General features: G+C 71.6%; 22 protein-coding genes and 1 pseudogene. 14 read left to right on the top strand and 9 right to left on the bottom strand.

The window, feature by feature from the left end; translation table 11 throughout:
* Positions 1–245 precede the first annotated feature (245 nt).
* Genes ACZ6S4_RS16055 through ACZ6S4_RS16045 form a run of 3 tightly spaced genes read left to right on the top strand, consistent with a single transcriptional unit; the run spans position 246 to position 9114 of the window.
* Positions 246–2591 (top strand): hypothetical protein, encoded by a 2346-nt coding sequence (locus ACZ6S4_RS16055; protein WP_465475662.1) that lies wholly within the window; start codon positions 246–248, stop codon positions 2589–2591.
* A gap of 26 nt (positions 2592–2617) precedes the next feature.
* Complete coding sequence (locus tag ACZ6S4_RS16050) at positions 2618–5680, top strand: hypothetical protein (RefSeq protein ID WP_465475661.1); 3063 nt, start codon at positions 2618–2620, stop codon at positions 5678–5680.
* A complete protein-coding gene (locus tag ACZ6S4_RS16045) occupies positions 5677–9114 on the top strand; it encodes a S8 family serine peptidase (protein ID WP_465475660.1) in 3438 nt (1145 codons plus the stop codon). Before ACZ6S4_RS16050 ends, ACZ6S4_RS16045 begins: the two co-directional genes overlap by 4 nt.
* A 35-nt stretch (positions 9115–9149) precedes the next feature.
* Here ACZ6S4_RS16045 and ACZ6S4_RS16040 read toward each other — a convergent pair whose 3' ends face one another.
* Together ACZ6S4_RS16040 and ACZ6S4_RS16035 are read right to left on the bottom strand one after the other, a co-directional pair.
* On the bottom strand, positions 9150–10469 hold the full coding sequence (locus tag ACZ6S4_RS16040) for an SPASM domain-containing protein (RefSeq protein ID WP_465475659.1): 1320 nt from the start codon (positions 10467–10469) through the stop codon (positions 9150–9152).
* Between the two features lie 58 nt (positions 10470–10527).
* Positions 10528–11034 carry a hypothetical protein gene (locus tag ACZ6S4_RS16035; RefSeq protein WP_465475658.1) on the bottom strand — a complete coding sequence of 169 codons (507 nt, stop codon included), beginning with the start codon at positions 11032–11034 and terminating at the stop codon, positions 10528–10530.
* Positions 11035–11095: 61 nt separating this feature from the next.
* Between ACZ6S4_RS16035 and ACZ6S4_RS16030 the strand changes: the two genes are divergently transcribed.
* Positions 11096–13885 (top strand): AAA family ATPase, encoded by a 2790-nt coding sequence (locus ACZ6S4_RS16030; protein ID WP_465475657.1) that lies wholly within the window; start codon positions 11096–11098, stop codon positions 13883–13885.
* An 18-nt stretch (positions 13886–13903) separates the two neighbouring features.
* Here the strand turns inward: ACZ6S4_RS16030 and ACZ6S4_RS16025 are convergent, their stop codons facing one another.
* Together ACZ6S4_RS16025 and ACZ6S4_RS16020 are read right to left on the bottom strand one after the other, a co-directional pair.
* Positions 13904–14581 (bottom strand): response regulator transcription factor, encoded by a 678-nt coding sequence (locus ACZ6S4_RS16025; RefSeq protein ID WP_465475656.1) that lies wholly within the window; start codon positions 14579–14581, stop codon positions 13904–13906.
* Positions 14578–14847, bottom strand: coding sequence for a hypothetical protein (locus ACZ6S4_RS16020; protein WP_465475655.1), 270 nt, complete (start codon positions 14845–14847; stop codon positions 14578–14580). The genes ACZ6S4_RS16025 and ACZ6S4_RS16020 overlap by 4 nt, the downstream gene beginning before the upstream one ends.
* Before the next feature lie 354 nt (positions 14848–15201).
* Between ACZ6S4_RS16020 and ACZ6S4_RS16015 the strand changes: the two genes are divergently transcribed.
* The 5 genes from ACZ6S4_RS16015 to ACZ6S4_RS15995 all read left to right on the top strand — a co-directional run bounded on the left by ACZ6S4_RS16015 (position 15202) and on the right by ACZ6S4_RS15995 (position 17898).
* Positions 15202–15846, top strand: a complete 645-nt coding sequence (locus tag ACZ6S4_RS16015) for a hypothetical protein (protein WP_465475654.1) — start codon at positions 15202–15204, stop codon at positions 15844–15846.
* Between the two features lie 30 nt (positions 15847–15876).
* Entirely contained in the window at positions 15877–16266 is a 390-nt protein-coding gene (locus ACZ6S4_RS16010; RefSeq protein ID WP_465475653.1) for a Crp/Fnr family transcriptional regulator, read from the top strand.
* Between the two features lie 421 nt (positions 16267–16687).
* Positions 16688–17335 (top strand): hypothetical protein, encoded by a 648-nt coding sequence (locus ACZ6S4_RS16005; RefSeq protein ID WP_465475652.1) that lies wholly within the window; start codon positions 16688–16690, stop codon positions 17333–17335.
* 70 nt (positions 17336–17405) lie between these two features.
* Positions 17406–17795, top strand: a complete 390-nt coding sequence (locus tag ACZ6S4_RS16000; RefSeq protein WP_465475755.1) for a FadR/GntR family transcriptional regulator — start codon at positions 17406–17408, stop codon at positions 17793–17795.
* Positions 17716–17898 carry a hypothetical protein gene (locus tag ACZ6S4_RS15995; RefSeq protein ID WP_465475761.1) on the top strand — a complete coding sequence of 61 codons (183 nt, stop codon included), beginning with the start codon at positions 17716–17718 and terminating at the stop codon, positions 17896–17898. The genes ACZ6S4_RS16000 and ACZ6S4_RS15995 overlap by 80 nt, the downstream gene beginning before the upstream one ends.
* An 8-nt stretch (positions 17899–17906) precedes the next feature.
* On the opposite strand, the gene ACZ6S4_RS15990 is transcribed toward ACZ6S4_RS15995, so the two are convergent.
* Complete coding sequence (locus ACZ6S4_RS15990) at positions 17907–18284, bottom strand: ABC transporter permease (RefSeq protein WP_465475651.1); 378 nt, start codon at positions 18282–18284, stop codon at positions 17907–17909.
* Here ACZ6S4_RS15990 and ACZ6S4_RS15985 point away from each other — a divergent pair.
* The 3 genes and pseudogenes from ACZ6S4_RS15985 to ACZ6S4_RS15975 form a co-directional block, all read left to right on the top strand.
* Positions 18273–18653, top strand: coding sequence for a methyl-accepting chemotaxis protein (locus tag ACZ6S4_RS15985; RefSeq protein ID WP_465475650.1), 381 nt, complete (start codon positions 18273–18275; stop codon positions 18651–18653). The genes ACZ6S4_RS15990 and ACZ6S4_RS15985 overlap by 12 nt on opposite strands.
* A 71-nt stretch (positions 18654–18724) precedes the next feature.
* Positions 18725–19669, top strand: a complete 945-nt coding sequence (locus tag ACZ6S4_RS15980; RefSeq protein WP_465475649.1) for an acyltransferase domain-containing protein — start codon at positions 18725–18727, stop codon at positions 19667–19669.
* 62 nt (positions 19670–19731) lie between these two features.
* A pseudogene (locus ACZ6S4_RS15975) lies at positions 19732–20115 on the top strand (hypothetical protein); the annotation flags it as partial.
* 84 nt (positions 20116–20199) lie between these two features.
* On the opposite strand, the gene ACZ6S4_RS15970 reads toward ACZ6S4_RS15975, so the two are convergent.
* The gene (locus ACZ6S4_RS15970) at positions 20200–21180 is read right to left on the bottom strand and encodes a helix-turn-helix transcriptional regulator (protein ID WP_465475648.1); all 981 of its coding nucleotides are present in this window, start codon (positions 21178–21180) and stop codon (positions 20200–20202) included.
* 79 nt (positions 21181–21259) lie between these two features.
* On the opposite strand from ACZ6S4_RS15970, the gene ACZ6S4_RS15965 reads away from it, so the two are divergent.
* On the top strand, positions 21260–21688 hold the full coding sequence (locus tag ACZ6S4_RS15965; protein ID WP_465475647.1) for a RidA family protein: 429 nt from the start codon (positions 21260–21262) through the stop codon (positions 21686–21688).
* A 109-nt stretch (positions 21689–21797) separates the two neighbouring features.
* Here ACZ6S4_RS15965 and ACZ6S4_RS15960 read toward each other — a convergent pair whose 3' ends face one another.
* Together ACZ6S4_RS15960 and ACZ6S4_RS15955 are read right to left on the bottom strand one after the other, a co-directional pair.
* Positions 21798–22394 (bottom strand): TetR/AcrR family transcriptional regulator, encoded by a 597-nt coding sequence (locus ACZ6S4_RS15960; protein WP_465475646.1) that lies wholly within the window; start codon positions 22392–22394, stop codon positions 21798–21800.
* Positions 22387–23223 carry an alpha/beta fold hydrolase gene (locus ACZ6S4_RS15955; RefSeq protein ID WP_465475645.1) on the bottom strand — a complete coding sequence of 279 codons (837 nt, stop codon included), beginning with the start codon at positions 23221–23223 and terminating at the stop codon, positions 22387–22389. The genes ACZ6S4_RS15960 and ACZ6S4_RS15955 overlap by 8 nt, the downstream gene beginning before the upstream one ends.
* Positions 23224–23349: 126 nt before the next feature.
* Between ACZ6S4_RS15955 and ACZ6S4_RS15950 the strand changes: the two genes are divergently transcribed.
* Complete coding sequence (locus tag ACZ6S4_RS15950) at positions 23350–24378, top strand: serine hydrolase domain-containing protein (RefSeq protein ID WP_465475644.1); 1029 nt, start codon at positions 23350–23352, stop codon at positions 24376–24378.
* Between the two features lie 6 nt (positions 24379–24384).
* On the opposite strand, the gene ACZ6S4_RS15945 is transcribed toward ACZ6S4_RS15950, so the two are convergent.
* Positions 24385–25791 carry a diguanylate cyclase domain-containing protein gene (locus ACZ6S4_RS15945; RefSeq protein ID WP_465475643.1) on the bottom strand — a complete coding sequence of 469 codons (1407 nt, stop codon included), beginning with the start codon at positions 25789–25791 and terminating at the stop codon, positions 24385–24387.
* Positions 25792–25877: the final 86 nt, after the last annotated feature.

Below are 25877 nucleotides of genomic sequence, written 5' to 3'. Positions count from 1 at the left end.
CGCACCCTCCCCTCTTCTTCCTTCTTTTCTTCTTGGCTCTGCTGCGTCCTCGTCCTCCCCCCCCCCCCCCCCCCCCCCCCCCCCACCGATCGGTCGGCAGTGTGCGCCGATCCGCGTACGGCCGTCGGCCGGATGACGTACACCGGGGACACCACACATGACAGACGACGTGACGAGCCGAAATCGGCACCGTGGGAGCAAGGCGCCGCCTGGCGCCGACTCGCCTCTCACGAAGGACGTCGACCATGGTGGCTCTGAAAGGACCGATCTGGCCCGGAGGCTTCGAGACGATCACCAGTACCGCTGACGGGCAGCGGTACGAGACTCTGTATCTCCCCGACGCGCACAACGACGAGTTGCAGCGGGAGGGCAAGGCGCCGGTCTACTACTGGATGCCGAACGCGGTCCGGATCGCCCGGCAGGGCGACACCGGCGACTACAAGTTCCACCTGACCCACTTCGTCGGCGTGCGGAGCGCCGACACGACCGTCGGTGTGCCCGGCACCGAGGAAGTCGCGGGCGGCGTGCTCGCACTCACCGTCACCATGGCGCCGCCGCTGGACGTCCTCCAGGCCTCACACGAGCAGCTGCTCGAGCGCCTGCGCGCTGACGAGCGACGCTACTGGGGCTGGCGTACCCCGGCCCGGCCGGAGTTCGCGCCGATGCCCATCTCGTCGAGCCGGGCGTGCATGTCGAGCCTCAGCCCGCGTCTCGACGGCACCGTGCCGGCCGCTCAGCCGCCCAGCGGCGGGGTGACCGGGACGGCTGAACCGAGCAGCACCGCCGCCGGCCCGGGTGGGGCAGCGCCGCGATCCACGATGCCGGCCCGGCTACGGCCCCGCCTGGTTCGTGAACCGCGATCCGTGCGCGCCGACCGGGACGCCGCACCGACCGGGCTCGGCGCCTGGTACATGCGGATCGAGGGCGAGGGCGCGAGCGGGATCACCCCGACCCAGGAGCACGCGTTCAGCGCGCTCTGCGGCAGCCTGCCCACGGCGCTGCTGTGGTCGGGCTTTCACGGCACCTACAGCCCGATCGTGGTGAGCCAGGCGCTGACCTTCCCGGTCTGGAGCGAGAACCTCCGGATCAGAATCCGCGGGAACTGGGACCGCATCTTCGAACATTTCTCGACTGCCGCGGGCGGCAAGGTGTTCTGGTTCGGAGCTGAGATCAAGCAGGCGTTCAACAATCTGCGGATCGGCGGCGGCATCACGGTCGAGGTGGAGATCGACGGGACGACGCCGGCGGCCGACAAGATGAAGGAGGCCGTCGACAAGCGCATCGACCGGATCGTCGACAAGTTCACCGAGGAAGCCAAGGCGCGCATTTTCGACCCGGCTCCGCCCGAGGTGAAGCCGGCGGGCACCCCGGACGGAGGGCTGTTCGCGTCGATGTTCAGCGGTGGGTCGGCCGGCTTCTCGCTCAACTACCGCCGGGACGAGACCAAGCTGGACCTGACCTATGACGAGACGCGGCAGGAGAAGTACAACCAGCCGGCCGTGATCAGCAGCTCGCTCGAGGGCTTCTACAACCAGATCAAGAAGGACCCGGACGCCGAGAAGAAGTACTTCTCGACGCTCTACCTGGACGACTGGGACCGCAAGATCACTCACACTGTGATGGCGGTGGCGAGTTGGCCGGACCGGGCGCGCCAGTGGGTGGGCGACCCGGTCGCCTGGGCCGGCTGTCAGATCGGCTATCCCGCCGCCACCGGTGAGCTGCAGTGGACCGCGCACGTCTTCCAGAGCACCGACACCGGCCCGCAGACCACCTGGCGTCCCGCGTTCGCCAAGAAGAACGCCGCCGACGTCACCGGCGCTCCCGCCGGCTGGACGCCTGACGTCAGCTACGTGAAGCGGACCATCTCGTTCACCGAACCGCCGAGCGAGACCGAGAACCCGTACGTCCGGTGCTTTGTCGAGAAGAACCTGATCGAGCTCGATCCCGAGCCGAACGGCACGGCCACCAACAGCCTGAACCTCGAGGTGCGGGCCGACTCGGTGGGCAAGCTCGACGTGGGACCGATCGCGCTCGGCGTGCTGCTCGACGGACCGGCGCAGACCGTGGAGGTGGAGTTCCAGGCGCTCGGCCGCACCGACGAGGGACTGGAGCGGCCGGTCACCAGGTTCCGCTGGGCGGCCACCGACCAGGAGAAGGACCGGTACTGGACGATCTTCACGGGACAGAAGGACTTTCTGCCCCGCTACCGGTACCGCGTGCACGTCATCGTGCGCGGTGGCCTGTTCACCAAGGGCATGGAGTGGTGGGGAGCCTGGCAGGAGACGGCCGGCAACGGGCCCCTGATGGTGACCGTGCCGACCAGCGAGGAAGCGGTCACGACCAAGCGTCTGGCGCCGGACTCCCGGCCCGCGACCGGTGAGCAGCTTCCCGCCACGACGAACGGCTCACCCGGGAGACCTCCGGTGGGTGTTCGGCTGACGGCTGATGACCTGCCGCAGCCGCAGGGCTTCCACGTCGGCAACGGTGTCCGCGCGGCGAGCACCGACGCCCGCGAGAGGGTCGCCGACCCTGAGCCCTACGAGCCGGAGCTGCCGGCGCTCGCCGGCTGGACGGCCCGGACGCCCGCCTGATCGCGCTGCTGAAGGAGGAGGTCGTGATGTCGGAGACCGGACCGCGCGCGGGTACAAGCTGGACCGGACGAGTCTCGCCCGAGCCGCCGCACCGGCTGCTCGCAGCACCGGCCGGGGACGGCGGGCCGGCCTGGCTGCTGCCGGGCCGGCACCGGGTGCTCGGTGCAGCGGACGGGCCGGTCCTGTCTCTGACCATGGCGCTGGACCGGCTGCCCGGGCCGGACGAGACCGACGTGTCGGCCCTGGTGTGCCGGGCGGCGCTCGATCTCACGCTCGACTTCCGGGTGCCGGCGGCCCGCCCGCTGTTCGTCACGTCCTGGGACGTGGCACTGCTGGACGCCCGTGGCGCCGTGCTGGCTGCCGGCACGGGCGGCGGGGAGGCCGCCCGGGTGGCCCTGTCGGCGCTGCTGGAGCGGGATGCGGCGCTCGCCGTCGTGGCCGCGCTGGACGGTGTGGACGGCGGGCCGGTGCTGCGTTCCTCGGCCACCTACCGGGCGCAGCCGGCGAGCGCGCGGGCCCGGCTGGCCGGAAAATGGGCGGACGTGCATGCGGTCGCGGCGCGCCTGGGCACCGCGATCGACCTGCGGCCGGCGCTGCGGGACGTGTACCGCGACGCGTTGCGCGGCGGCGCTTTGACGTGTGACCCGCCGGCCGCGGCTGATTCCGCGTACCGGTCCTTCGCGGCCGCCTGCCGCGGCATGTTGCTCGGTCCGGACGGCAAGCTGGGACCACCACCGTCCACCGTCGCGTGGCTCGACCTGGCGGTGACCGTCGGTCTGCCGTCGAAGCTGGAGACCGTGACGATCGAGGACCGGCTGGGTGACGTGCTACCCGCGGCGCTGGCCGGCTGGGACCGCGAACGCTTCGAGCATTTCGTGCTGTGGCGGCCTGAGGACGGGCCGCGACCGCGGCGGGTGGCCGGGACGCGGGCCGATCGGGACGTCGATGGCCGGGCCGGGTCACAGGTGATCGAGCTGCCCGGCCGGGCACTGATGACTCCGGGGTCGCTGTTCGCGCCGAGCGCCGCCCGGCTGCGCCCGGCCGGGCCCGGTCTGTGGGTGGGCCACCTCGGTGACCAGAAGGTCGAACAGCCGGTCGACGCTGCGCTCGGCCGGCTGCCGATGGTCGTCGACGAGACGGCCTGGGTCTTCCCGGCCCGTGACGGCGCCGGCCCGCAGTGGTACGCACCCAGCTTCGCCGTCGTCCCGCCGGATCCGGCCCGCGACGTCGTGTTCTCGTTCCGGCGCGAGGGCACGCTCACCAGCGGCGAACCCAACCTGGTCGCCCGGATCGAGGTACGGCTGCGTCCGGCGCTCGGTCCGGAGGCCGCCGCGGCCGGCGGCCGGACCGCCGTGGCACTAACCACCGGCGAGCTGACCGTCGAGCTCGACCTGCCGTTCCGCGACGAGGCCGGGCAGCCGCAGCGGCAACGGTTCCCCGCCGCCGTCAACTGGAGCGGCGATGTCGCCGTGGCCACCGTTTCGCTGCTCGGACCGTGGTCACGGCTCGCCTACGGCGCGCTGTCAGCGCCCGGTTTCCAGACGGAACCGGCCAGGGTGCGGGTGACCTGGCAATACCAGGGGTGGACGCGCCAGCCGGTGAAGATCGTATGGGGTCACAAGACCGCCGAGCTGCCGGCGGTGCTCGGCGACGTGCCGCAGACCTCGTTCGATCTGACCGCCGCCACCTTCCGTGCGCCCGGTCTGACCCTGCGATTCGGCAGCGTGCGGGGCGCGGTCAAGCCGGGCCCCGTGGCAACCGGGGTGAACGCGAAGCTGCGGCCCATCGAGGACGAGCCAGGACCCCGCTGGGTGCGAGGTACGTATGTGCGGTCACAGAGCATCGATGTGCTGTTCCCTTGCCGTGACTTCGGCCCGTGCTACGTCGAGGAGGGGCCCATGGGGCCGGTGCCGGTGGGCTGCGTCGACGCCCTGCGGCTCGGGCAGACCAGCTGGCGGCAGTACGAGGAACTCCCCGAGCTGGCCGATCCGGCGTACCGCGTGTTCCGCTCGCTGCAGCAGCCCGGCCGGTTCGTGGTGCTGCCGGCCCGGTACGTCGTGAGCCGGCTCCCGGCCGGTAGCCCGGGCGGTGGCTACCACCCGGCGTTGCTGCTGTACGCGCTGCTGGACGGCGCCGACGAGAGCCGTGACCAGGTGGTGATCCAGGCCGCCCTCGCGCCGGACGTGACGGAAGCGGCCCTGGCCGCCCTGCGCCGGCGACTGGCCGGGTACGCACCCGACCCCGTCCTGGTGCCGCCGGGCGACCTCGAGGCGACGGTGTCGACGGCCTGGACCCTCATGGGGGTGCCGGGGGTGGCCATCACGGCCCTTCCCCAGCCGGGCGGCTTCGCGGTGTCGGTCTCCGGCGATCTACCGCACGCGCTCCTGCTGCGCGACATGTTGAACAGGTCGGGGCTCGCGGGTGGGGTCCGGTGGACCTTCCCGGACGGCGGCTCGATGAGCAGCCAGCTGCTCCTGGCGCTCACCGAACTGACCGGTCCGCCCGGCGCCGGTCCGGTCGAGGTCACGCTGGACGGTCCGGCTGCCACCCTGGTCAACCGGATCGAGCGGCCGGTCGCCGTGGCGGCGTTACGGGTCGACACGGGGGAGCCGCGGCTGCTCGACCTGCCGGTGGGGCGCACGTTGACCCCTGGCGAATCGGCCCGGGTCGACCTGCCGCCGGAGGTGAGCGCCGGATGGCCGGTGTATCTGGTGCCACCCGCGGGTCCGGCCGCACTCACCGAGATCCGCAGCTTCGTCGAGGACGTCCGGACCAACGTGGTGTTCGTCGACCAGATCGACCACGCGGCGCACGGGCTGGCCGGAGTCACGGTGCGGGCCCGGCTGGCCGGCTCCGACGCGGCCCAGGAGGTGGCGTTGCAGGGTGATCCGGGCTGCGGCGTGGCCTCGTTCATCCTGCCGCTCACCGCCTACCTGCGTGAACGGGTCGTGGAATACCAGGTCGGAATCGTCCGGCCGGACGCCACCGTCCAGACCGGCGGCTGGCGGCGCTGGGACCTGGCCACGACCGGACAGATCATCCCGCTCGACTGGTCGCAGACCGGTCTGCCTTCCCAGGAGCTCCCATGACACAGCCCATCTTTCTGCGTTACCGGCCCGGCGACGAAGCGGCCGTCACGCTGATCCGCGATCCCGACCTGTACAGCGTGTCGTTCGCGGCCGGACGCATCGTGCTCTCGCCCGAGGCGCAGGCGCTGTTGCGCCGGCATCGTGCCCCGCTCGCCCAGGTGCCGAGCTACGGCATCCGGGTCTACTCCGCCGGCGGTGACGACATCGCCGAAGTCGTGGACCTCCTCAATCGGGAGCGGGCGGTGCGGCTCGCCGCCCCGGTGTTGCGCCGGCACACGTCCGACGGTGACCAGGTCTACCCGACCCGGACCGTGCTCGCCCTGTTCCGCTCCGAGCTCACCCGGGAAGTCGTCGTCGAGGAGGTGACCCGGCTCGGCGGGCGGGTGCTCGATCCGCTCGGTTACGCCCCGAACGGATACCGCCTGGAAGCCGCGCCGGGCAGGCAAGGACTGGGCGCTTTCGAGCTGGCCGAGGCGTTGCGGGCCGCGGGCCTCGTCGAGTGGGCTCAGCCTGACCTGGTCAGCCGGCGACATCGGCGGCGCGGCGCGGGCACCGTGGAGCGGGCCGGCGCGGTGACCGATCTGATCGACGGGCAGTGGCATCTCGCCACGGCCCGGGTGACCGAGGCGTGGAGCCTCACCCGGGGAGCGCCGGGGATCCGGATCGCGATCCTCGACGACGGCGTCGACGTGGCACATCCGGAGTTCGCGGGACGGGTCGGTGCCCAACGCGACTTCGCCGACGGCAGCCTCGACGCGACCCCGCGCGGCGCGGCCGACAACCACGGCACCGCCTGCGCGGGGGTAGCCGTTGCCGGTGGCGTGCACGCCGCCGGCGCGGCCCCGATGTGCACTTTGGTGCCGGCGCGCTTCCCGGACGTGCTGGGCGATGCCCAGGAGGCGGAGATGTTCTACTGGGCCGCCACCAACGCGGACGTGATCAGCTGCAGCTGGGGACCGGCTGACGGCGGCGGGCAGCGCGATCCCCTGCCGCCGGCGACGGCTGCGGCCATCCGGCACTGCGTGACCCAGGGCCGCGACGGCAAGGGCATCGCGATCCTGTGGGCGGCCGGCAACGGCGACGAGTCGGTGGACCTGGACGGGTACGCGGCCAATCCGGACGTCATGGCGATCGCCGCCGTGACCCGTTCCCTGGCGCGGGCATGGTACAGCGACTACGGGACCGCGATCTGCGTGGCTGCGCCGAGCAGCGGAGACGCGTCGTCCGGTGACCCGGCGATCATCACCACGGACCGGTCCGGGCCGGCCGGCTACAACGACGGCGCGGAGGGCGTCGCCGACGGCTACACGAACTCCTTCGGCGGCACCTCGGCCGCGGCTCCGCTGGTGGCCGGTGTTGTAGGGCTGATGCTGTCGGCCAACCCGGCGCTGACCGTCCAGCAGGTACGGACCATCCTGCAGCAGACGGCACGGCCGCCCGGTGGGACCGCCGGGGCGAGTCCGCATTTCGGGCACGGCCTGGTGGACGCGTACGAGGCGGTCCGGCACGCACACGCGGCGGCCGGTGGTGTCACCCCGGCGCCCGGGCGGCCGTCCATCGTCGCGCCGGCCACGCTGGACCGGGCGGGCCCGCCGCCCGACTTCGACATCGACCCGGGCGCGGGGGTGACCCGGTACTACGCCGTCGAGGTGGCCGTGCGCGCCGAGTTGCTCGACGACGGCGACCATACGGCGGACCCGGGTTTCTACGCGTCCTGGCAGGACTCACCGCTGCGCGCGGAAAGCCCTTACCGGCTGCCGGACACCGTATGGCGGCGGCTGCGCGACGCCGACCGGCTCTGCTACAGAGCCTGGTTCAGCACGAGTGCCGAGGCGTGGACGGACGTCCAGGTCACCGAGATCGCCGGCAGCACGCTGCAGGACGCCACCGTCAGGGCGACCCGGGATGCCGCGATCACGCACGCCGGCCTCGACCGGCTCACCTACCCGGGCGACGACGTGATGCGAGACCTGTACGCACACACCAACCTGGCCTGGACCGGCTTCTATCTGGCTCCGGCGCCGTCGCAGAAGTACACCGGATGGATGGGTAAGGCGGCCGTGCTGCGCGACATGGGCTGGGGCCTGGCGCCGCTGTTCGTGGGCCAGCAGGCCGCCGGCGGCCCCGGCTCGCACGTGCTGACCGCCGCCCAGGGCAGTCTCGACGCGGCCACCGCCGTGGGCCTGGCCGACCAGGCCGGCATCGGGACGGACAGTGTCATATTCCTCGACGTCGAGCTCGGCGGGCTGCTGCCGGCCGAGCTCCTGGCCTACTGCGCCGCCTGGTTCGACGGAGTGCGGGCGCGTCCCTACCGGCCGGGCGTCTATTGCAGTTACCGGCAGACCGCGGCGCAACTGCGAGCTTCGCACCCTGACCTGGTGTTCTGGGTGTTCAATATCAACAGGTACAACAGTGATCCGGGCCCGGACGGCGACCGTTTCCGGACACCCCCGGTCGCCGAGTCCGGCTGCGACTTCACAGTGGCCTGGCAGTACGCGCAGGACGTGGCTTCCATCCCGGTGCCGCACGGTGACGACACGGGCACGTTGTCACGGGTGGACCTCGACTGCGCGACAGTCCGGGACCCGTCGCGTGCCCGGACCTCGGCGGCGGAACCGCCGTCCATCACAGGGCCGGCGTTCAGAGGACGTGGCGAGGCCGCCCCGGCGTTCGACATCGAGCCGGGCGCCGGATCGGCGAGTATCTACTACGCCGTCGAAGTGGCCGCGGATCCCGGACTGCTCGACGCCGGGTCACACACCGCTGCCGACGGGTACTACGCGAGCTGGCAGGACGGGCCGTTGCTGGCGATGAACCCGTACCGGCTTCCCGAGGCGGTCTGGGCCACACTGCGGTCGGCCGAGGAGCTCAGCTATCGGGCCTGGTTCTCGTCCAGCCCCGACAGCTGGACCGATGTCGCGGTCACCGCCATCGACGGCGCCGCCGCGCCCCGGCTGGTGATCCTGGACGACACGGAAAGATCCGTGGCCCGCCGGCCGCCCCTTCCCGCCGTGACCGTCACCGGGCCCGCCGTCATTGATCGGGACGGCTCCCCGCCGGTGTTCACGGCGCGGATGAATCCTCCACTGCGCTCCTGGCGCCTGCAATTGGCCACCGACCCGGCCGCATGGGCGGACGCCGGCCGCCGGGCCGGTGACACCTGGTGGGAGTCGCCGGTCCTGGACTCGACGCTGACGACGCTGGCGCCGCCCGCCGAGGTGTGGTCCGTGCTCGGCGTGGCCGGCCGGCTCTACTACCGCGTCGAGGCGTCCGCTGTTTCGCACGACGAGCCGTTCGAGGCCACAAGCGTCTCGGCCGCGGACGACGGAGCGCCGTGGGCGCAGATCAGTAGCCTTCGGGCGCGGCGTGACCCGGTCCGCGGCACCCGCGTGCTCGACCCGGACGAGCAGAGGTGGCGCGGGCCGCAGCCCTGACCGGGCGGGGATGAGGGCTGGGCGCCGCCTCCGGCCTATGCTCCGGGTCGGACCGCGGACCGGAGCGCGTGGCGACGTACGTAGTCGGACACCTGCTGCTCGTGCGTGAACCGGAACGTCGAGCAGCGGGAATCATGCAGTCGCGGGTCCATGGCGTGGTACGCACAGCCCCCCATGCACACCGGTAACGCCGGACACCGGCGGCATTCGTCATCGTCGAACGGCTCGTACGTCAGCCACCGCAGTACCCGATCGTTGGCGCGTGGCCAGGTCAGGAGGTTGCCGATGACCTCGGACGGGTTGCCGACCGTCTCCGTGCACTTGTAGAGCTCTCCGCGGGAGCCCACGACCAGTTCATGATCGCGGACCGCGGTGCACGGGGCGCCGGTCGGCCGGGGCAGACCCGGCATCGCGAACCCGAGGGCGGCGGCGGCCGCGAAGAACTCGCGCTCGACGTCGGCGAACGCCGATCGGCTGAGGCACTGAGCGTGGTAGGTGGCGCTCGGCGCCGTGGAGTCGGCCGCCGGGGTCACGACCGCGGCGGGGTACACGGTCACCCGCCCGGCCAGGCCGGCGTTCGCCATCGCCTGCAGCAGTGCTGGATAGTCGCCGGCGTTGTCCGCATCCAGATTGACCCGTATCGACAGGGGGATGATGTCCGCCACCGCCACCAGGTTCGCCATGATCGTCCGGAAAGTCCCGCGACCACCGGCCAACGGCCGCCGGCGGTCGTGAGTCTCTCCTGGGCCGTCCATGGTGACCTGCGCGGAGTGCACACCGTGGTCGCGGAGCTCCGTCGCCACCCCGGCGGTGAGCAGGTAGCCGTTCGTCAAGATCGATGCGGTGTAGTCCACGCCGGCGGTCTCCGCCCGGGTGCGGAACGCATCCGACATCCGCAGCAACGCGGCCTTCCCGATCAACGGCTCGCCGCCGTACCAGAGCACAGACAGACGGCGGACCGTCGCCAGCTTCGTCTCCACGATGCGCAGCAGCCGGTCCTGCACGGCGTCGTCCATCAGGGACGGATGCTTGGCCTCGAAACAGTAGGGGCAGGCAAAATTGCACCCGAGGCTGGTCACGATGGTCAGATGGAACGCGTCGACGTTGCGCCGGGTCCGCCGGTAACGCTCACGGAGCACCTCGATCTCGTCCGTGTCGTCGGTGATCACCATGCGGCCGACCACGAGGGAATGCAGAAGGCCGGCGTCCACCTCGGCCCGGTCGTCGCCGGCGAGGAACTCGCTGACAGGTGTTCGCTGCGCCGTCGGAACGCGGACGGTGGCGCCCGACAGGGCGTTGTAGACGTGCTGGACCGGGCCGTCGTCGACCCAGATGTTGTACCGGGATTCCTTCATGTCCGGGCCACCGATCGCCAGGGCGGGAACGGACGGTTCCCGGCCGGCGAATATCGACTCACGGCTGGACCGGCAGGACGATGAGGTCGCCGTCGATGACGACGTAGGGGGCCGGTGCCATGATCCAGGGGCACGTTCCGTAATCGGGGCCCACGAGCGGCAACCAGTCCTGTCGTCGTACTTCCGCCGCTCGCCGGCTGAGCGCCGCGCGCAGATCGCCGCCGGGCAGCGATGCGGTCAGTCCCGACTCGCCGGCCGATGCGGCGAGCTCGTCGATCTCGTCGGCGATGTCAGAAAGTGGTCTGCTCTCCGGAACGACGGACCCGGCGGCGCGCAACTCTCGAATGAGGTGATCGAGCGCGTTCCGTGCGCCCTCAGGCAGCGCTTGAACCTGGTTCGGGGTGAGCCGGAGGGAAATGCTCACCCGATCAGGAGCATTCTTCTCGGTCAATGAGACCTCCATGGCGTGCGCACCCGTCAACAGCCGGCTTCGCCGACGATTGCGAAGGATGCGGACGCCGTCAAGCCGGTCGCCGCAACCTGACCCGACCAATTTTGTCAGCATGCGTACGTACCTGCGAACGGCACAGGATCGATCCGTGGCGAGACGGCATACCGTGAAGGCCGTGAATGTCATCCGCCTCGACTCCCTGGTCGAACGCGAGCGGGAGCTGGCCGTCATCGGGCAGGCCGTGGATCGGATCCGGGCCGCGCGCGGGTGCGTCGTGGTCATCGAGGCCGTCGCGGGGCAGGGCAAGACAGCCCTTGTCGAAGCGTCCCGCGAGCTCGCGGCGGCCGGCGGGATCAACGTCCTCGGGACGCGGGCGAACCACCTGGCCGCCACCGCCCCCTACAACCTGCTGCGCCGGCTGCTCGGGCCGGCGGTCGAGCGGCGGGGTGGCCCCGCGGCGCTCACCGGTCCGAGTGCGTTCGCGCAGCCTCTGTTCATCCCCGGTGCGACGCTCGTACCCGGTGTGGACTACGGCTGTGAGGCCCTGCTCGGCGCGCTGGCCGACGACGGTCCGCTGCTCGTCGCCGTGGACGACGCTCACTGGGCGGACGCCGACTCGTTACGGGTGATCGCCGACGTTGCGACCGATCTGAGTGATGAGCACATCATGGTGGTCGTAGCGGCTCGCCCGGCCGAGAACCCGGCCGTCCAACCATTGCTGGCGAGGCTCGGCACGGGGGAGTCCGCGACGGTGCTGCGGCCGGCCCCGTTGACCAAGCAGGGTGTTCGCGCGGTCCTCCGCCACACCTTCCGGCAGGAACCGGACGAGGTGTTCGTCGAGGTCTGCGCCGGCCTGAGCGCCGGCAACGTCTTCTATCTGCGGGAGATCATCCGGCCGCTGCTGGCCGAGGGTCATTCCCCGGACGCCGCGACGGCGGACAAGGTGGGGCACACGGGTACGGACGCGATGGCCCGTACCCTGCGCGCTCGGCTCGGCGAACTGGACGAGGAGGCGGCGCGGCTGGCGCAGGCCGCTGCGGCGCTCGGCGACGACGCCCCACTGAGACACGCGGCGGCCGTCGCCGGCCTGACCGCCGACCGGGCCGGCCGCGAGGCGAGCCGCTTGACGGCGGCGGCTGTGCTCACTCGCTGCGACCCGCTGGCCTTCCCCCATCCGCTGATCCGGGCCGCGGTGGAACAGATCGCCGAGCCGGGCGTCATGGGTGCCCTCCATGCGCGGGCGGCCACTGTGTTGCGAGCCGACGGCGCACCGGCCCACCAGGTCGTCCAGCACCTGATCGCGGCGCCCCCGGCGAGATCGAAGGAAGTCTGCGAGCTGCTGCTCGCCGAGGCTCGCAAGGATCTCGCGACCGGTTCGGCCGTGGTGGCTCACCAGCTGCTGGTCCGCGCGCTCGCGGAGCCGCCGCCGCCCGGCCTGCGCCCGGAGTTGCTCCTCGCGCTGGCCCGCGCGGAGCGTGCGAACGGGGCGATCCATCAGGCTCGCGCGCACCTGAGCGATGTCGTCGGGTCCGGCCCGCGTAGCACCTCGATAGCGGCCATGTGGGACCTGCTGGAGGTGTTGTACGAGCTCGACGATCGCGACGCGGTGATCGAGTTGCACCGCAGTGCGCTGGCCGCCGAGCCGTACGGCGACACACCGGACGAGATCCGCCTGCGCGCAGTCCTGCTGGTCCACGCCGCGACCGGACTGATTCCGGCGCCCCCGCCCCGCCTCGTCGACGTCGACGTCGGGCGGCTGCCGACCCGTTCCGGGGAGGAGCGGCACCTGCTGATCTGCGCGGCGCTGTACCGCCGGGCCGCCCAGTCCGACTCGGCGCACGAGTTCGTCGGGCACCTCCGGCGCTCCGTGCAACACCTGCCCGGTGATCGGCCGCTGACGTACCGGGAGGTGTTCGCCGCCCTCGAAGCGGCCGCCTATCTGGCCGCCTGCGAGGCGATGACCGAGGCCGACGAGGTCCTCCGCCGCCTCCAGCCCGACGTCGTCCGGCTCCGGGGCGTGGCGCCGGACCTGCAGGCCGAGTGGAACCACCGGACCATCCTGAACGCCGTGCGCCGAGGGCGGTTCGAGGACGCGTCGGCGCAGCTGGCCGGCGCGGACGACTTCGCGCACCGGTACGGATTCACCATCTACACGAACGTCGGCAACTATGCCAGGGCCTGCATCGCGCTCGAGCGGGGCGACTACACCACGGCCGGGCAGCTCCTGCTGCGCCGGCCGCTCGACCGCGGGACGCTCACGGCGCTGGGCGAGCTTTTGTCCGGCCGGCCGGCTGCCGCACTGTCGGTCCTGGCGGCGGCCGGCTACGCCCGGGCACCGGACGGCCCGGTGCGCGAGCCGGAGATCCAGTCCGAGCCGCACCTGGTCGCGAGCCACGCATACAGCCTGCTCGGCGACAAGGCCGCGGCTCTCGCCGAGGCCGAGCGCGAGCTCGCCGTCCGCCGCCGGCATGGGCCGCCGTTCCGGCTGGCGATCGCGCTCCGGCGCCGCGCCACTTTCGCGCCGAAGCCGGCGGAAGCCGTGGCCCTGCTGGCCGAGGCGGTGCAGATCTGTGCGGGCACCCCGCGCCTGCCCGTCCTGGCCAGGGTGCTCGCCGGCTACGGCGGCGCGTTGCGGCGGGCCGGCCGGCTGGTCGAGGCCCGTGTCCATCTCGCGGCAGCGCTCGACCTGACCGACCGCCTCGGCATGGTCCGGCTGCGGGACAGGGTACTGGCCGACCTGCGTTCGGCCGGTGGCCGAGTTCGACGAACCAAGGTCAGCGGCATAGAGGCGCTGACGGAGAGCCAGCGAACCGTCGCGGAACGGGCCGCGTTGGGCCACACCAACCGGCGGATCGCGGAGGAGCTGTACGTCAGCGTCAAAACGGTTGAGTCCCATCTTGCGGCGACCTATCGCAAGCTCGGCGTCAGCGGTCGTGACGGACTCAGGGAATTTCTCCCCACCTGACGTGGCGGCGGGCAAAGCTCACGCCGGAATGCGGACCAACCCGGAGCGGTACGCGACGACAACCGCCTTGGTCCGGTCCCGGCAGTCCAACTTCATCAGTATTCGCCCCACGTGCGTGCGAACCGTGGCCTCGCTGAGGAACAGCCGGTTGGCTATCTCCGTGTTGCCGAGGCCGTGAGCCAGCAGTACGAGTACCTCTCGTTCCCGGGCGGTCAGCCGCCGCACCACGGCCCACGCGGTCTCCCCGGTGATCGGCTGGCTCGCCAGCTCGACCAGCATGTCGCGCACCATGGCCGGGTCCAGCCAGGTTCCCGCGAGCGCCACCGCGCGGACGGCACCGACCAGCGCCTCCGGCGGGCGGGCTTTGAGCAGCATCCCGGTGGCGCCGGCGCGCAGGACCGCGTACGCGTCCCGCGGGCGGCACTCGTCGGTCATGGCGAGGACCCGGACGGGCCGCTCGGGGGCGTACCGGCCGCTGTCCGCCACGACCTTGCCGATCACGTCGAGGCCGTCACGGTCCGGCATTCTGACCGCCATCACCACGACGTCGGGCAGATGCACGGCGGCCGCCTTGACGATGTCCTCGCCGGCCACCACCTCGGCCGCCACCACGATGCCGGGCTGCGCGGCCAGCAGAGCACTGATTCCGGCCCGGACCAACGGATGATCGTCGGCCACCAGGACCCGGATGTTCATGCCGCCTCCCGGGCCCGGCCGACGGCTTCGGTGGCCGACCGGCGGAGAACACCGAGGGCCCAGCGCATACGCCGGGCTGCGAAGGCCGGATTCTCGCCGTACGCCGACGCCATCTCGGCGACGCAGCCCGCCACGCCACCGCGGGCGCGCAGGCTGTCGGCGATCGCGGTGTCCAGCTGTGCGGCGGTGACCGGCGACCCGGTCGGCACCGCGGAGACGAAGAGGGCCTCGGCTCGGTCGACCATGACCTCGGGTGTTGTCAACATGGGATTACCTCCGACTGACGATGTCGGATCCAGCGTGCGACCGGTGTCTGCCCCCGGCGTCAGGGTCCGCACCCTGAGATTTACGGCCCGTCGGCAAAGTTCAGGGTGGGCACCCTGACGCCGCCGCCCGGCCCGGACCCGACGATGGATGTCATCCACCCGTCACCTGCACTCAGCAGCCCGTCACCACCTCGAGGAGGAGCTATGGCGGCCCGGCACCCGCACAGCACCACACTCGCCGCCACCAACTGCGACCTTCCCGCCTTGGTGTCCGACGCCATCCACACCGTCGGACCGGGACGTGGGCCCAGGCACCCGCACACCGGCATGCCCCCGGCCCGCGGTGGCCTCACGGTGCCGCCCGGCGCCGGCCGCATCGACATCGTCATGCACGAGTACGACGCCATCCGCGGCGAGATCCAGGGAACGCTGGCCAATCAGGTCTCGGTGCTCACGTTCGGCTCGGCGACGGTCGGCCTGCTCGTGTCGTCTGCTGCGGAGTTGTGGGACTCCGCACCGGTCCTCGCCGGTCTGCTGTTGCTGCTCGGCGTTCCTCTCGTCTGTTTTCTCACCATGACCGTCTACACCGGCGAACTGCTGCGGCTGCTGCGTGCCGGGCTGTTCGTCAACTGCACGGAGAACTTCATCAACAGCGCCGCCGCCACCGGAGACACCGATGAGCTGGCGGTCGGGTCCGCCACCGTCCTCACGTGGGAGCAGTGGGGGGCGATCCGGCGCGGCGGATGCGATGTCGACAAACTCAACCGCATCGCCATCTCAGTGGTCTTCTACCTGCTGGCCGGCGGGTTCGGGGTGGCCGGACACCTGCGACTGCACACGGCGCCGGGCCTGCCGGAGGGCTGGGTGATCGCGACGACAGCCGGCGGAGCCGTGCTTGCGCTCCTGGCCGCCGCCTGGGTCGGGTATCTGTGCTCTTGCGCTTACCGCTTCCGCCGGCGCTACCGCTATTCCCACGACGGCACGGAGAGCATTCTGTAGTTCCGTTGTTCTCAATCTGGAGGAGTTTCCATGAATGACACGAACAGCCGGGTCGCGGCGGCCTTCGAGGCGGCCGGCGACCGGCGGCATCTCGCCGACGGCGAGCGACTGTACGACGAGGGCAGCGATGCGGTCGAGGTCTTCCTGGTCCGGGACGGCGCTGTCACCCTGCATCGGGGCGCACCCGCGGGCGACGGCGACCGGATCGGCGAGAAGCGGCCGGGCGAACTCGTCGGTGAGTCCGCCGCGCTGGACCGGTTACCGCGTACCGTCTCGGCCCGGGCGCGCGGTGCGGCCACCGTTGACGTGTTGTCCGCGGAACGCTTCCGCGACCTTCTGCAGGGCGACGCGCCGGCCTGTTACGAGGTCGCGGTGGCATTGGCGCGAACGCTCAGAACGGCCGGAACCCCGCCTGCCTGATCCATCGAGAATTGGTACCGCGCGTCCTGCCGGATCGGTGCCGGCGTGTTCGTGGAGGGGGTGAGACCACCGATCAAGGAGGAACTGACATGACTGCTGTCTACACCTGGGATGTGTTCTCCACCCTCGACGGCTACGGCTCGTACGCCGAGGGCGCGGACTGGGGTGGCTACTGGAGCAAGCAGGGCCCTGAGCTGCTCGCTCACCGGGCCGCCCTGTTCGGCACCGACCAGCGGATGGTTTTCGGAGCCACCACGTTCCGGGAGAACGCCGGGATCACACCCTGGAACTGGTCTATCGGCCCACCGCCCACTGAGAGTGCCGACATCCAGGGCCGTCATCGTGCCCTCCGAGCCCTTCCGGCGCTGCACCATCGGCCGGAGCGCGCCGCGCCGGGCCCCGAGGGACTACCTTGTCTCGCATGCGTCTGGCACCACCAGTACCCCCGCGGTCACCGACCACTGTGCGGTTCGCGTCCGCGCTGTTGTTCGGTGTCGCGGGGCTCTCCCTGCTGTCCGCCGTCCTCGAGCTGGTCTTCGTCAACACGGACCTGAGCGTCTATCGCGACGCGTACACCGGTGACACGGGATCCGGATTCCGGAGCATCGTCGGCGCGACGCTCGACATCTTCTTCGTCGGCGGGGCCGCCCTGCTGGCCGTGCTCAACGGCGACGGACGCAAGAACGCCCGGGTGACCACGTACGTGCTCGGCGGGATCTTCCTGGTCTGCGGCGGGCTCGGCAACCTGTCGGACCCCATCCACGCCCCGTCCGGATCCGCGGGCGAGGGCACGGTCGCACGGCTCATGCCGGCCGCGTACGGCATCAGCGCCGGCCTGCTCGACGCGCTCACGGTCCTGGCCGCGCTGGCGGCCCTGGTGCTGCTCGCCCTGCCGCCGTCCAACCGCTTCTTCGAGACCGTCCAGCGCAACCGGTACGTGCTGGTCGTGACGCCCCCACCGCATTTCGGCCACGACACTCCCAGCGGAAGCACACCACAGCGCGACCTGCCACCCCACACCGGCAGCATCCCGGCGAGCGACCCCTGGGCCCAGCCGGACGGCAGCTGACAGCCGTACGACCGCGGGACGGCCGCGCGCGCGGATACGATGATCGCCTCATGGCTTGCGGGAGGATCCGGTGGCGCTGACCGACGAGGCCATCACGCGGATCCGTGGGCTGATCCAGTCGGGAAAGTTGCCTCCGGGCGCCCGGCTGCCCACCGAGCAGCAGTTGTCGCAGGAGATGGGCCTGTCCCGCAGCGGCGTCCGGGAGGCCGTCAAGGTGCTGGAGGCGGCCCCCGTGCTCGACGTGCGCCGCGGCGACGGCACCTACGTGACGAGCCTGGCGCCGCGGCTGCTGCTGGAGGGGCTGGGGGTCGCCGTCGAGCTGCTCCGCGACGACACCCTGCTGGAGGTCAGGGCTCTCCGGGCAGACGCTGCGGGCGCGGGTGTGGCGGGGACTGATCGAGGGTGGCTCCGCGCACGTCACGCTCAACGAGCACGAGGCGATCTATCTGGCCCTGCGTGACCGGGACCAGCTGCTGGCCCAGGCGAGCGCGCTCATCCACGTGAACACGTCCGAGTCCTGGCTGCGTACGGTATTGGCCGCCGCGCCGCGGCAGCAGCTGTAGCGCCGCGGTCAGGTCTGGGCCTTGCCGCCGGTGATCCGGGAGACGACCAGCGCGACCAGGATGACCGCACCCTTGAGGAAGTTGGTCCACTGGGCCGGCACGCCGGCCAGCGTCAGCACGTTGATGATCATGAAGAGCAGCAGCACGCCGGTGAAGGCGCCGAAGACGGTTCCCTTGCCGCCGTTGAGGCTGACGCCGCCGATGACGGCCGCGGCGAAGACCTGGAAGATCGCCCCGTCGCCCTGCGCCGCCGTGACCGAGGCGAGCCGTCCGCTGATCAGCAGGCCGGCGAGGGCGGCCAGGGTGCCGGCGATGATCAGCGTCAGCCACACCACCCGGTCCGTCCGGATGCCGGCCGCCCGGGCGGCTTCGACGTGGTTCGTCACCAAGCCGGCCGGCACCATCTGCTGACCTCCGGCGCGCCCAGCTCGATCCGGGAGGTCGCCTCGAACGCCGCCGACGCCAGCCGGGCCGGCGCCGAGGCCGTCGACGTGGCGAGCGAGGCCACCCGGACCGTCAAGGAGCTCCGCACCTCGTCCGCCGGAATCGACAACGTCATCAAGCTGATCACCGCGATCGCCGAGCAGACCAACTTGCCGGCACTGAACGCCACCATCGAAGCGGCCCGGGCCGGCGAGATGGGCAAGGGCTTACCACCGCCTCGGCGGTCGAGGAGCAGACGGCGACCACCTCGGAGATGGCCCGCAACATCTCCGACGCCTCCGGCAGCAGCCGCGACATCTCCGGCAGCCTGACCGCGGTCGCCGGCCGCTGTCGGGCCTGCGTCATGGGCCGGGGTGACGAATCGGCCGGTAGGGTCGGGCTTGTGGATCTGCAAGACACCGCCTCACGGCTCGGAGTGCCCGTCGAGGACGTGGAGCGCGTGCAGCGGCTCGCCGGTGACCGGCCGTCGGCTCCGCTGCCGGCCAAGGCCGACGCGCCGGGGACGCTCGAGCGGCTGGCAGTGCGCCCGGACGACGCCGCGGAGATCATGGCCGGCTGGCCCGACCCGGGCTCTCCTCTATGGACGCCCGAGCTGCGCTGGCTGCTCGACCGCTCGACCGCCCTGGTGCGCGCGGACCTCGGGGGCTTCGACTGGCTGCCGCCCGGCCCGGTGCTGCCGCGCGACCGGGGACCGGCCTGGCGGCACCTTTACGTGTACGCGTATCTGGCCCTGGTGGACGTCGTCATGGCGTACCACCGTGAGCACGGCATCGCCGATGCCGTGTCGTGGGTGACCCTCGCGGACCTGGGCCGCAACCTCGCCGTCGACCGGCGGATGCGCGGCGAGGGCTGGCCGGTCATGCAGAGCTGGCTGACGTTGCACGCGCGCGGCGGCCTGTACGAGCTGGGCCGGCTGCAACACCAGCGCGGCGACACAGCCATCGGCCTGCACATCCCCGAGTCGGGACCGCTGACCCCGGAGGCGGTGGCGGCGTCGCTCGATCAGGCCCGGGCCTTCTTCCCGCGGCACTTCCGCGAGGAGCGGTACACGGAGTTCTCGTGCGGTTCGTGGCTGCTCGACCCGCAGCTGCTGGAGTATCTGCCCGAGGACTCCAACATCGTGCGGTTCCAGCGGCGGTTCGAGCTGGAGCCGTACGAGGAGCCGGAAGGCCTGGACGCCGACGAGGAGGCGTTGCGGTTCGTGTTCCGTACGCTGACCACGCCGCTCGACCAGCTACCCCGCAGCACGACCCTCCAGCGCGCGATCGTCGACCACCTGAAGGCGGGTGGCCACTGGCGCTGGCGCAAGGGCCGCTTCCCGATCTGATCAGACCGGCCTCGCAAGCGACCCGCCCGATACAGCTAGGTTCCTAGGATGCTGTAGAGGGTGTGTGGCTGGGCGGCGGCGTTGAGCAGTCCGGAGGCCGGCCCGCGCTCATCGGGAGCCGGCCCTTCGGTCCCGAGCCCGGTCGAGGCCACGGACGCGACCCCCAGGCCGACGCCCATCACGGCGAAGGCAGGCAGCATGGTTGCCACGTAGGACCCGGTCCGGAGCTGGCCCAGCGCGCCGGCCGCGACCGCCACCAGGCCGCCGACCATGGCGGCGCGTGGCCCCAGGCGGGCGCCGAGGGCGGCACCGGCGATGACCGCGAGGTTGAACGGTGCTGTGGCCAGGCCGGTGATCAGGGCGCCGGCTCGGCCGAGGTGGAGCGGCTCGGCTTCTGCGACGCGCCCGGCTGTGGCCAGTTCTTCCTGCGCGACCGCACCAACCAGCAGTGGTGCGGGCCGGCCTGCGGCACCCGCGTACGCGTCGCCCGGCACACCGCCCCGCCGCTGACCGCCGGGCTTGTCGCTCCCTCAGCTCTCGGCGGACGCTGCGTAGCAGGTCGCGATCGCGGTGGCACGGTCGTGCAGTGCGGCGCGCAACCATGCCGGAGCCAGGGCCTCGGCGGTCGTGGCGAGCTGCCACAGTGCCCATTCGGCGTGCCGGCGGTCCTGGAAGGTGACCTCCAGTCGTAGCCAGCCGTCCGCGTCGGCTTGCTCCGCTCGCACGGCGACCGCGGTGCCCACCAGCTCCTCGCGCCGCGCCGAGTGCACCCGTACCGTCGCGGTGACGGTGTCCTCGCCGGCGCGGAACCGCGTGCTGCGTTCCTGCCAGGCCCGGTCCAGATCGACCCGTTCCGGTCGGTCGGCGGGTTCGGCGAGCTCCTCGGCCGCCAGGACGCGGGACAGCCGGTAGGTGCGATCCGCGCCGGCTCTGGTGGCCAGCAGGTAGGCCTGCTCCCGTACGGTCACCAGCCCGATCGGATCCACCGTGCGCCACCGCGGGCTGTGGCCCGTAGCCGCATAGCGGATGCGCAGCCGGTGGCCGGCGAAGACCGCGCGCCGGACCGCTGCCGCGATGCTGTCGGGAATCTCCTCGGCGACCAGCCGGCGCGACAGCAGATCGGTCTGCGGGTCGATGAGCAGCCGGCCCACCGCGTCGGACGCGATGTCCCGGTACTTTTCGGGCAGCGCGTCGACCACCTTGAGCATGGCCGAGGCGAGCGCCGACCCCAGACCGAAGACCTGCGCGCCGCGCCGCGAGCCGGCGACCAGCAGAGCGAGCGCCTCGTCGTGGTTGAGTCCGGTCAGCTCGGTGCGGAAGCCGGGCAGCAGCGCGAAACCGCCGTGCCGGCCGCGTTCGGCGTAGACCGGGACGCCGGCCGCGGACAGCGCCTCGATGTCGCGCAGCACGGTGCGGCTGGACACCTCCAGCTCGCGGGCCAGCGCGGCCGCGGACAGCCGGCCGTGCCGGCGCAGCAGCAGCACCAGGGAGACCAGCCGGTCGGCTCGCATCGGCAAACTATGGCAGCAATACACGACACAGGGTGTCGTATATCGGCTGCGAGGCTCCCTCTCGACGAAGGGAGCTGTGATGACAATGCAACGATCGGCGGTCAACCCGTGGAGGTGGTCGGCGGAGCTGGGCTACAACCAGGCCGAGCTGGTCACCGGGCCCACCCGGACCCTGTACTGCGCCGGGCAGGCCGCGATGAGCAGCGACGGCAAGCCTCAGCACGACGGTGACCTGGCGGCGCAACTCGCCCTGAGCCTCGACAACCTGGAGGCAGTGCTGGCCGGGGCGGGTATGTCCTTGGCGGATCTCGTCCGGCTCACCGTCTACACCACCGACGTCGATCGGCTCTTCGAGCACTACGGCGTGCTGGCTTCGAGACTGGGCGCCACCGGGGCCGCTCCGGCCACCACGCTGCTCGGCGTGACCCGGCTGGCGATGCCGACCCTCATGGTCGAGCTCGAAGGGACGGCCGTCGCCGCGGCGGCCACCGGTTCGTCTCGGCGATGATCAGCGCGGTCGGGCCGCGGTCCGGAGCACCCGGACGTCACCGGCGCTCTTGAGGTGGCCCGCAACAGCAAGCCGCGCTCCTCGGCGAGCTCGGCCGCGGAGATTCTGATCAACGGCCGCCCGTGCGGTGCGGGGCCTCGGCCTGGTGCACCCTGAGTCCCTGGTCGATGAAGTTGAGCATCCAGGTGAAGCTGACATCGACATCAGCGGCGATCTGGAAGCTGCCGGCGGCTTCCAGGGTCGCGAATCCGTGCAGCATGCTGCGCAGCATCCGCAGGGCGTGGATCTCCTGGTCGGGGTCCAAGTGGTACCCGTGCAGCATGGCGGTCCACGAGGCGAGGACCCGCTGCACGGCCGGGATGAACGGGTCGTCCGGCCCCCTGACGGCGGCGACGTTGCCCGCCGCGTACCGGCCGGGGTGGGCCAGCACCCACGAGCGCATCGCCTGGGCCCCGGCGACGAGGGCTTCGCGGCCGGATCGCCCCTGCGTGGCGTCGCGGATGGTGTCCGCGAGCTCGTTCATGGACAGCACGGCGATCCCGTGGGCCAGATCGGCCTGGCTGGCGACGTGCTTGTAGAGCGAGGGCGTCCGGACGCCGAGCCGTTCGGCCAGCAGACCCATGCTGAGCCCGCTGAAGCCGACCTCGTCGACCAGGGCGGCGCCGGCCGCGGTGACCGTGGTCCGGTCGAGTCCGGCCCTAGGCATTGGTCAGCGTCCGGGCGAGGAACGGCAGCGACAGCGCGACGACCTCGTCCGGGGTCTGGGCGTGCGGGTAGTGGCCGGCGCCCTCGATCACGGCCAGCTGCCCGAGCCCGGCCGGCAGGTCGGCGATGATCTTGTCGCCCTCGGCGCGGGGGTCGGCCCAGTCGGGGTCGAGGCTGCCCATGACGATCAGGACCGGGCACCGGACGTCGGGCAGCCGCGCGCCGGCATCAGCCGGGCTGGTCTTGCACATGGCCTGCAGGGCCTTCATGCGGCCGGGCTCGTTCATCGTGGTCTCGATCCGCGCCAGCTCACCGGCCCAGTCGGCGGGCTTGGTGGGGTACGCCAGGTCGAGGTACTTCTTCCAGGCCGACAGGCTGCCCAGGACCATGGTCATGCCGAGCTGGATGGATCCGGTCCGGTAGCGCTTCACCCGCATCAGCCCGCCCAGCGAGACCGTCTGCGTACGGGTGAACGGCGCCAGCTCGATGACCCCGGCGATCAGCTCCGGCGCCGTGGCCGCGGCGATCGTCGCGGCGCCGCCGCTGATCGACTGGCCGATGATCACGGCCGGGCCACCGAGGTGACGCACGAGCGCGACCAGGTCACCGGCGATGTCGGTACGGCTGTAGCCGTCCCATCCGGGGCTGGAGTCCCCGCTGCCCCGGATGTCCAGGTTGGCGACCCGGTACCCGGCAGCGACCAGGGCCGGGGCGACGAACCGGTACGAGTGGCGACTGTCGCCCATGCCGTGCGCGAGGACCACCAGTGGCCCCTCGCCGGTCACGTCGTAAGCGATCTTGTTCCCGGCGATGTTCAGGTACTCGGTCATGCTGTTCTCCCGCGGCTTGGCTAACGCTGTTACCTCAAAAGCTATCGCCATTAGCCAGCGCCGTCAAGGTTGTACAGCGCTCCGAAATCGGTGGTCGGCAGGTGCCGGTCGGCATAGCGTCGCGGAATGGACGCCACCGACGACTGGGTACGGGCTTTCCGCGCGATCGCCGCGGCCGAGGCCGACGAGGGCCGGTTCGCCGGCGCCGTGCTGGTCGGCCGGGGCGAGGAGAGGATCCTGGCCGAGGCGTACGGCCTGGCTGATCGTGAACAGGGAATTCCCCACGCGGTGTCGGGTCGCTTCCGCAACGCGTCGCTCACCAAGATGTTCACCGCGGTGGCGGTCGGCCGGCTCATCCAGGCCGGTCTGGTGGATCCGGCGGCGCCGGTGGGCACGTATCTGACCGACTACCCCAACCGGGACGTGGCCACCAAGGTCACCGTTCATCATCTGCTGACGCACACCGGCGGCACCGGAGACATCTTCGAGCCGGAGTATGCGGAACGCCGCGAGCAGATCCGCACTGTCACCGACTACCTGCGGCTGTTCGGCCGGCGAGATCCGCTGTTCGAGCCGGGCGCCTGGTTCGACTACAGCAACTACGGATTCATCCTGCTCGGCGCCGTGATCGAGCAGGTCAGCGGACAGAGTTACGACGACTTCGTCGACGACCACGTGTTCGCGCCGGCGGGCATGACCCGCAGCGGGGCGCTGCCGTACGACCGGCCGATAGCCGATCTGGCGGTCGGATACACGGCCGAGAGCGGGCAACTGGCCCGGGACACCGACATGTTGCCCTACCGGGGATCCCCCGCGGGCGGCGGCTACACCACGGTCGAGGATCTGTGGCGGTTCGGCACCGCGCTGATCGGTCACCGGTTGCTCGACGCGCGGCACACCGACCTGGTGACCACGGCGAAGCTGAACGCCGGCTGGAGCGGCCGGTGTGTCGCCTACGGCTTCCTCGACCGCACGGTTTTCGGCATCCGGACGCTCGGGTGCATCGGTGGCTCGCCCGGTGCGAGCGCCGAACTGACCATCTTCCCCGGCTCCGGACACGTCGTGGCCGTACTGGCCAATCTGGACCCGCCCATCGCGTCGCAGGTCTCCGAGTTCATCTGCCACCGGCTGCCCGTCACCGCCCGGCGGCGTTGACGCCGGTCAGGGGTGCTGGTCGGCCATGTCGGGAGTGAACTGCTCCACCCGTCCCCGGCCGTTGCCCTTGGCCCGGTAGAGAGCCAGGTCCGCGTGGTGCAGCAGAGCCGCGGCCTCCTGGTGCTGGTCGTCGAGGGTGGCGATGCCGATGGAGACGCCGATGGTGATCGTGCGGTCGCCGATGACGAACGGGTCGGCCAGGTAGGCGCTGATGCGGTCGGCGACGGCACCCGCGTCGTCGGCGGTGCGCACACCGCGGCACAGGACCACGAATTCGTCGCCGCCGAACCGGCCCACGTAGTCGTCCGGGCGGGTCGCGTCGACCAGGCGCAGAGCGACCTGCTTGAGCAGTTCGTCGCCGACGGCGTGCCCGTACGTGTCGTTGACCGGCTTGAACCCGTCGAGGTCGAGGAAGAGCGCGGCCAGGGCGCCGTCGGTCCCGGCCTGCCGCCGGCGCCGCCAGTCCAGGACGGCGGTCTCGGCCCGCTCCATGAACAGCGCCCGGTTGGGCAGCCCGGTGAGCGCGTCGTGCAGGCGGGCGCGGGCCAGGCGCGCGGAACTGACCAGCGCGGCGGCACCGATCAGCAGGATCAGGATCATGGCGAGGCTGAAGGCGCCGAAGATCTGCCAGGCGACGCGGCTGGTCGACTGGACCGGAGCGAGCAGGGCCGATTTCGACGTCGTCATGACCACTCGCCAGGCCGTACCGGTCACCGGCGCCGCGGAGAAGTACGTGTCGCCGACGACGCCCTCGTTCCGCTTGCGCAGCGCCGACAGCAGGGCCGTCTCCGGCCCCTCGCCGGCCGGCCGGGCCGATCCGGTCGAGGTGATGACACGCCCGGCGCCGTCGATCAGGTACGAGCTGACACCCGGCAGGTTCAGGGTGCTGGAGAACAGTGCCGAGAGCTCCTCGACCGCGACGGGAGCCACGAGCACCCGGAGCCCGCCGGGCGCGGTGAAGGGCTGGAAGGCGGGCACGCTCGCACCGCTCGGGGTCGTCACGACCTCACCGAAGGCGAGCCGTCCCGTCTGATTCGCGATCCGGAGTCCCGAGCCGCCCGGCAGGCCCCGCGCGACGGCGTCGTGGGACGGGGGGTAGCTGGCCAGCTCGGTGCCGTCGGCTTCCAGGACGGCGTACCAGGGCGTGCCGAGCTGCTCCAGCAGCTTGCGGGAATCCCGGCGCAGCTGGGCCGGGGTGCCGGAGAACGCGGTGACGCCCACCGCCCGGGTCTTGGTGTCGCTGGCCCCCAGCGTGCCGGCGATGGCGTTGGCGCCGTCGCGGGGCCGCAGGCCGAACTCGTCGAAGATCTTCACCCGGGAGGCCTCGACGGTGTCCGCGAGGTAGTAGCCCACACTGCCCACCAGGGCCACGCTCAGGAACACGGCGACGCAGACCGCCAGCTTCCGTACCATCACTCATCCCTCACGCTAGGGGCCACATCTGTCCTATCGGCCGGTGAAGCCGGCTTCGTGAGCGGGGCGCAGTCCTCGGCGAGGGA

Source organism: Actinoplanes sp. NPDC051405, from assembly GCF_055586185.1.
This window is presented reverse-complemented; position numbering and strand designations above follow the sequence as displayed.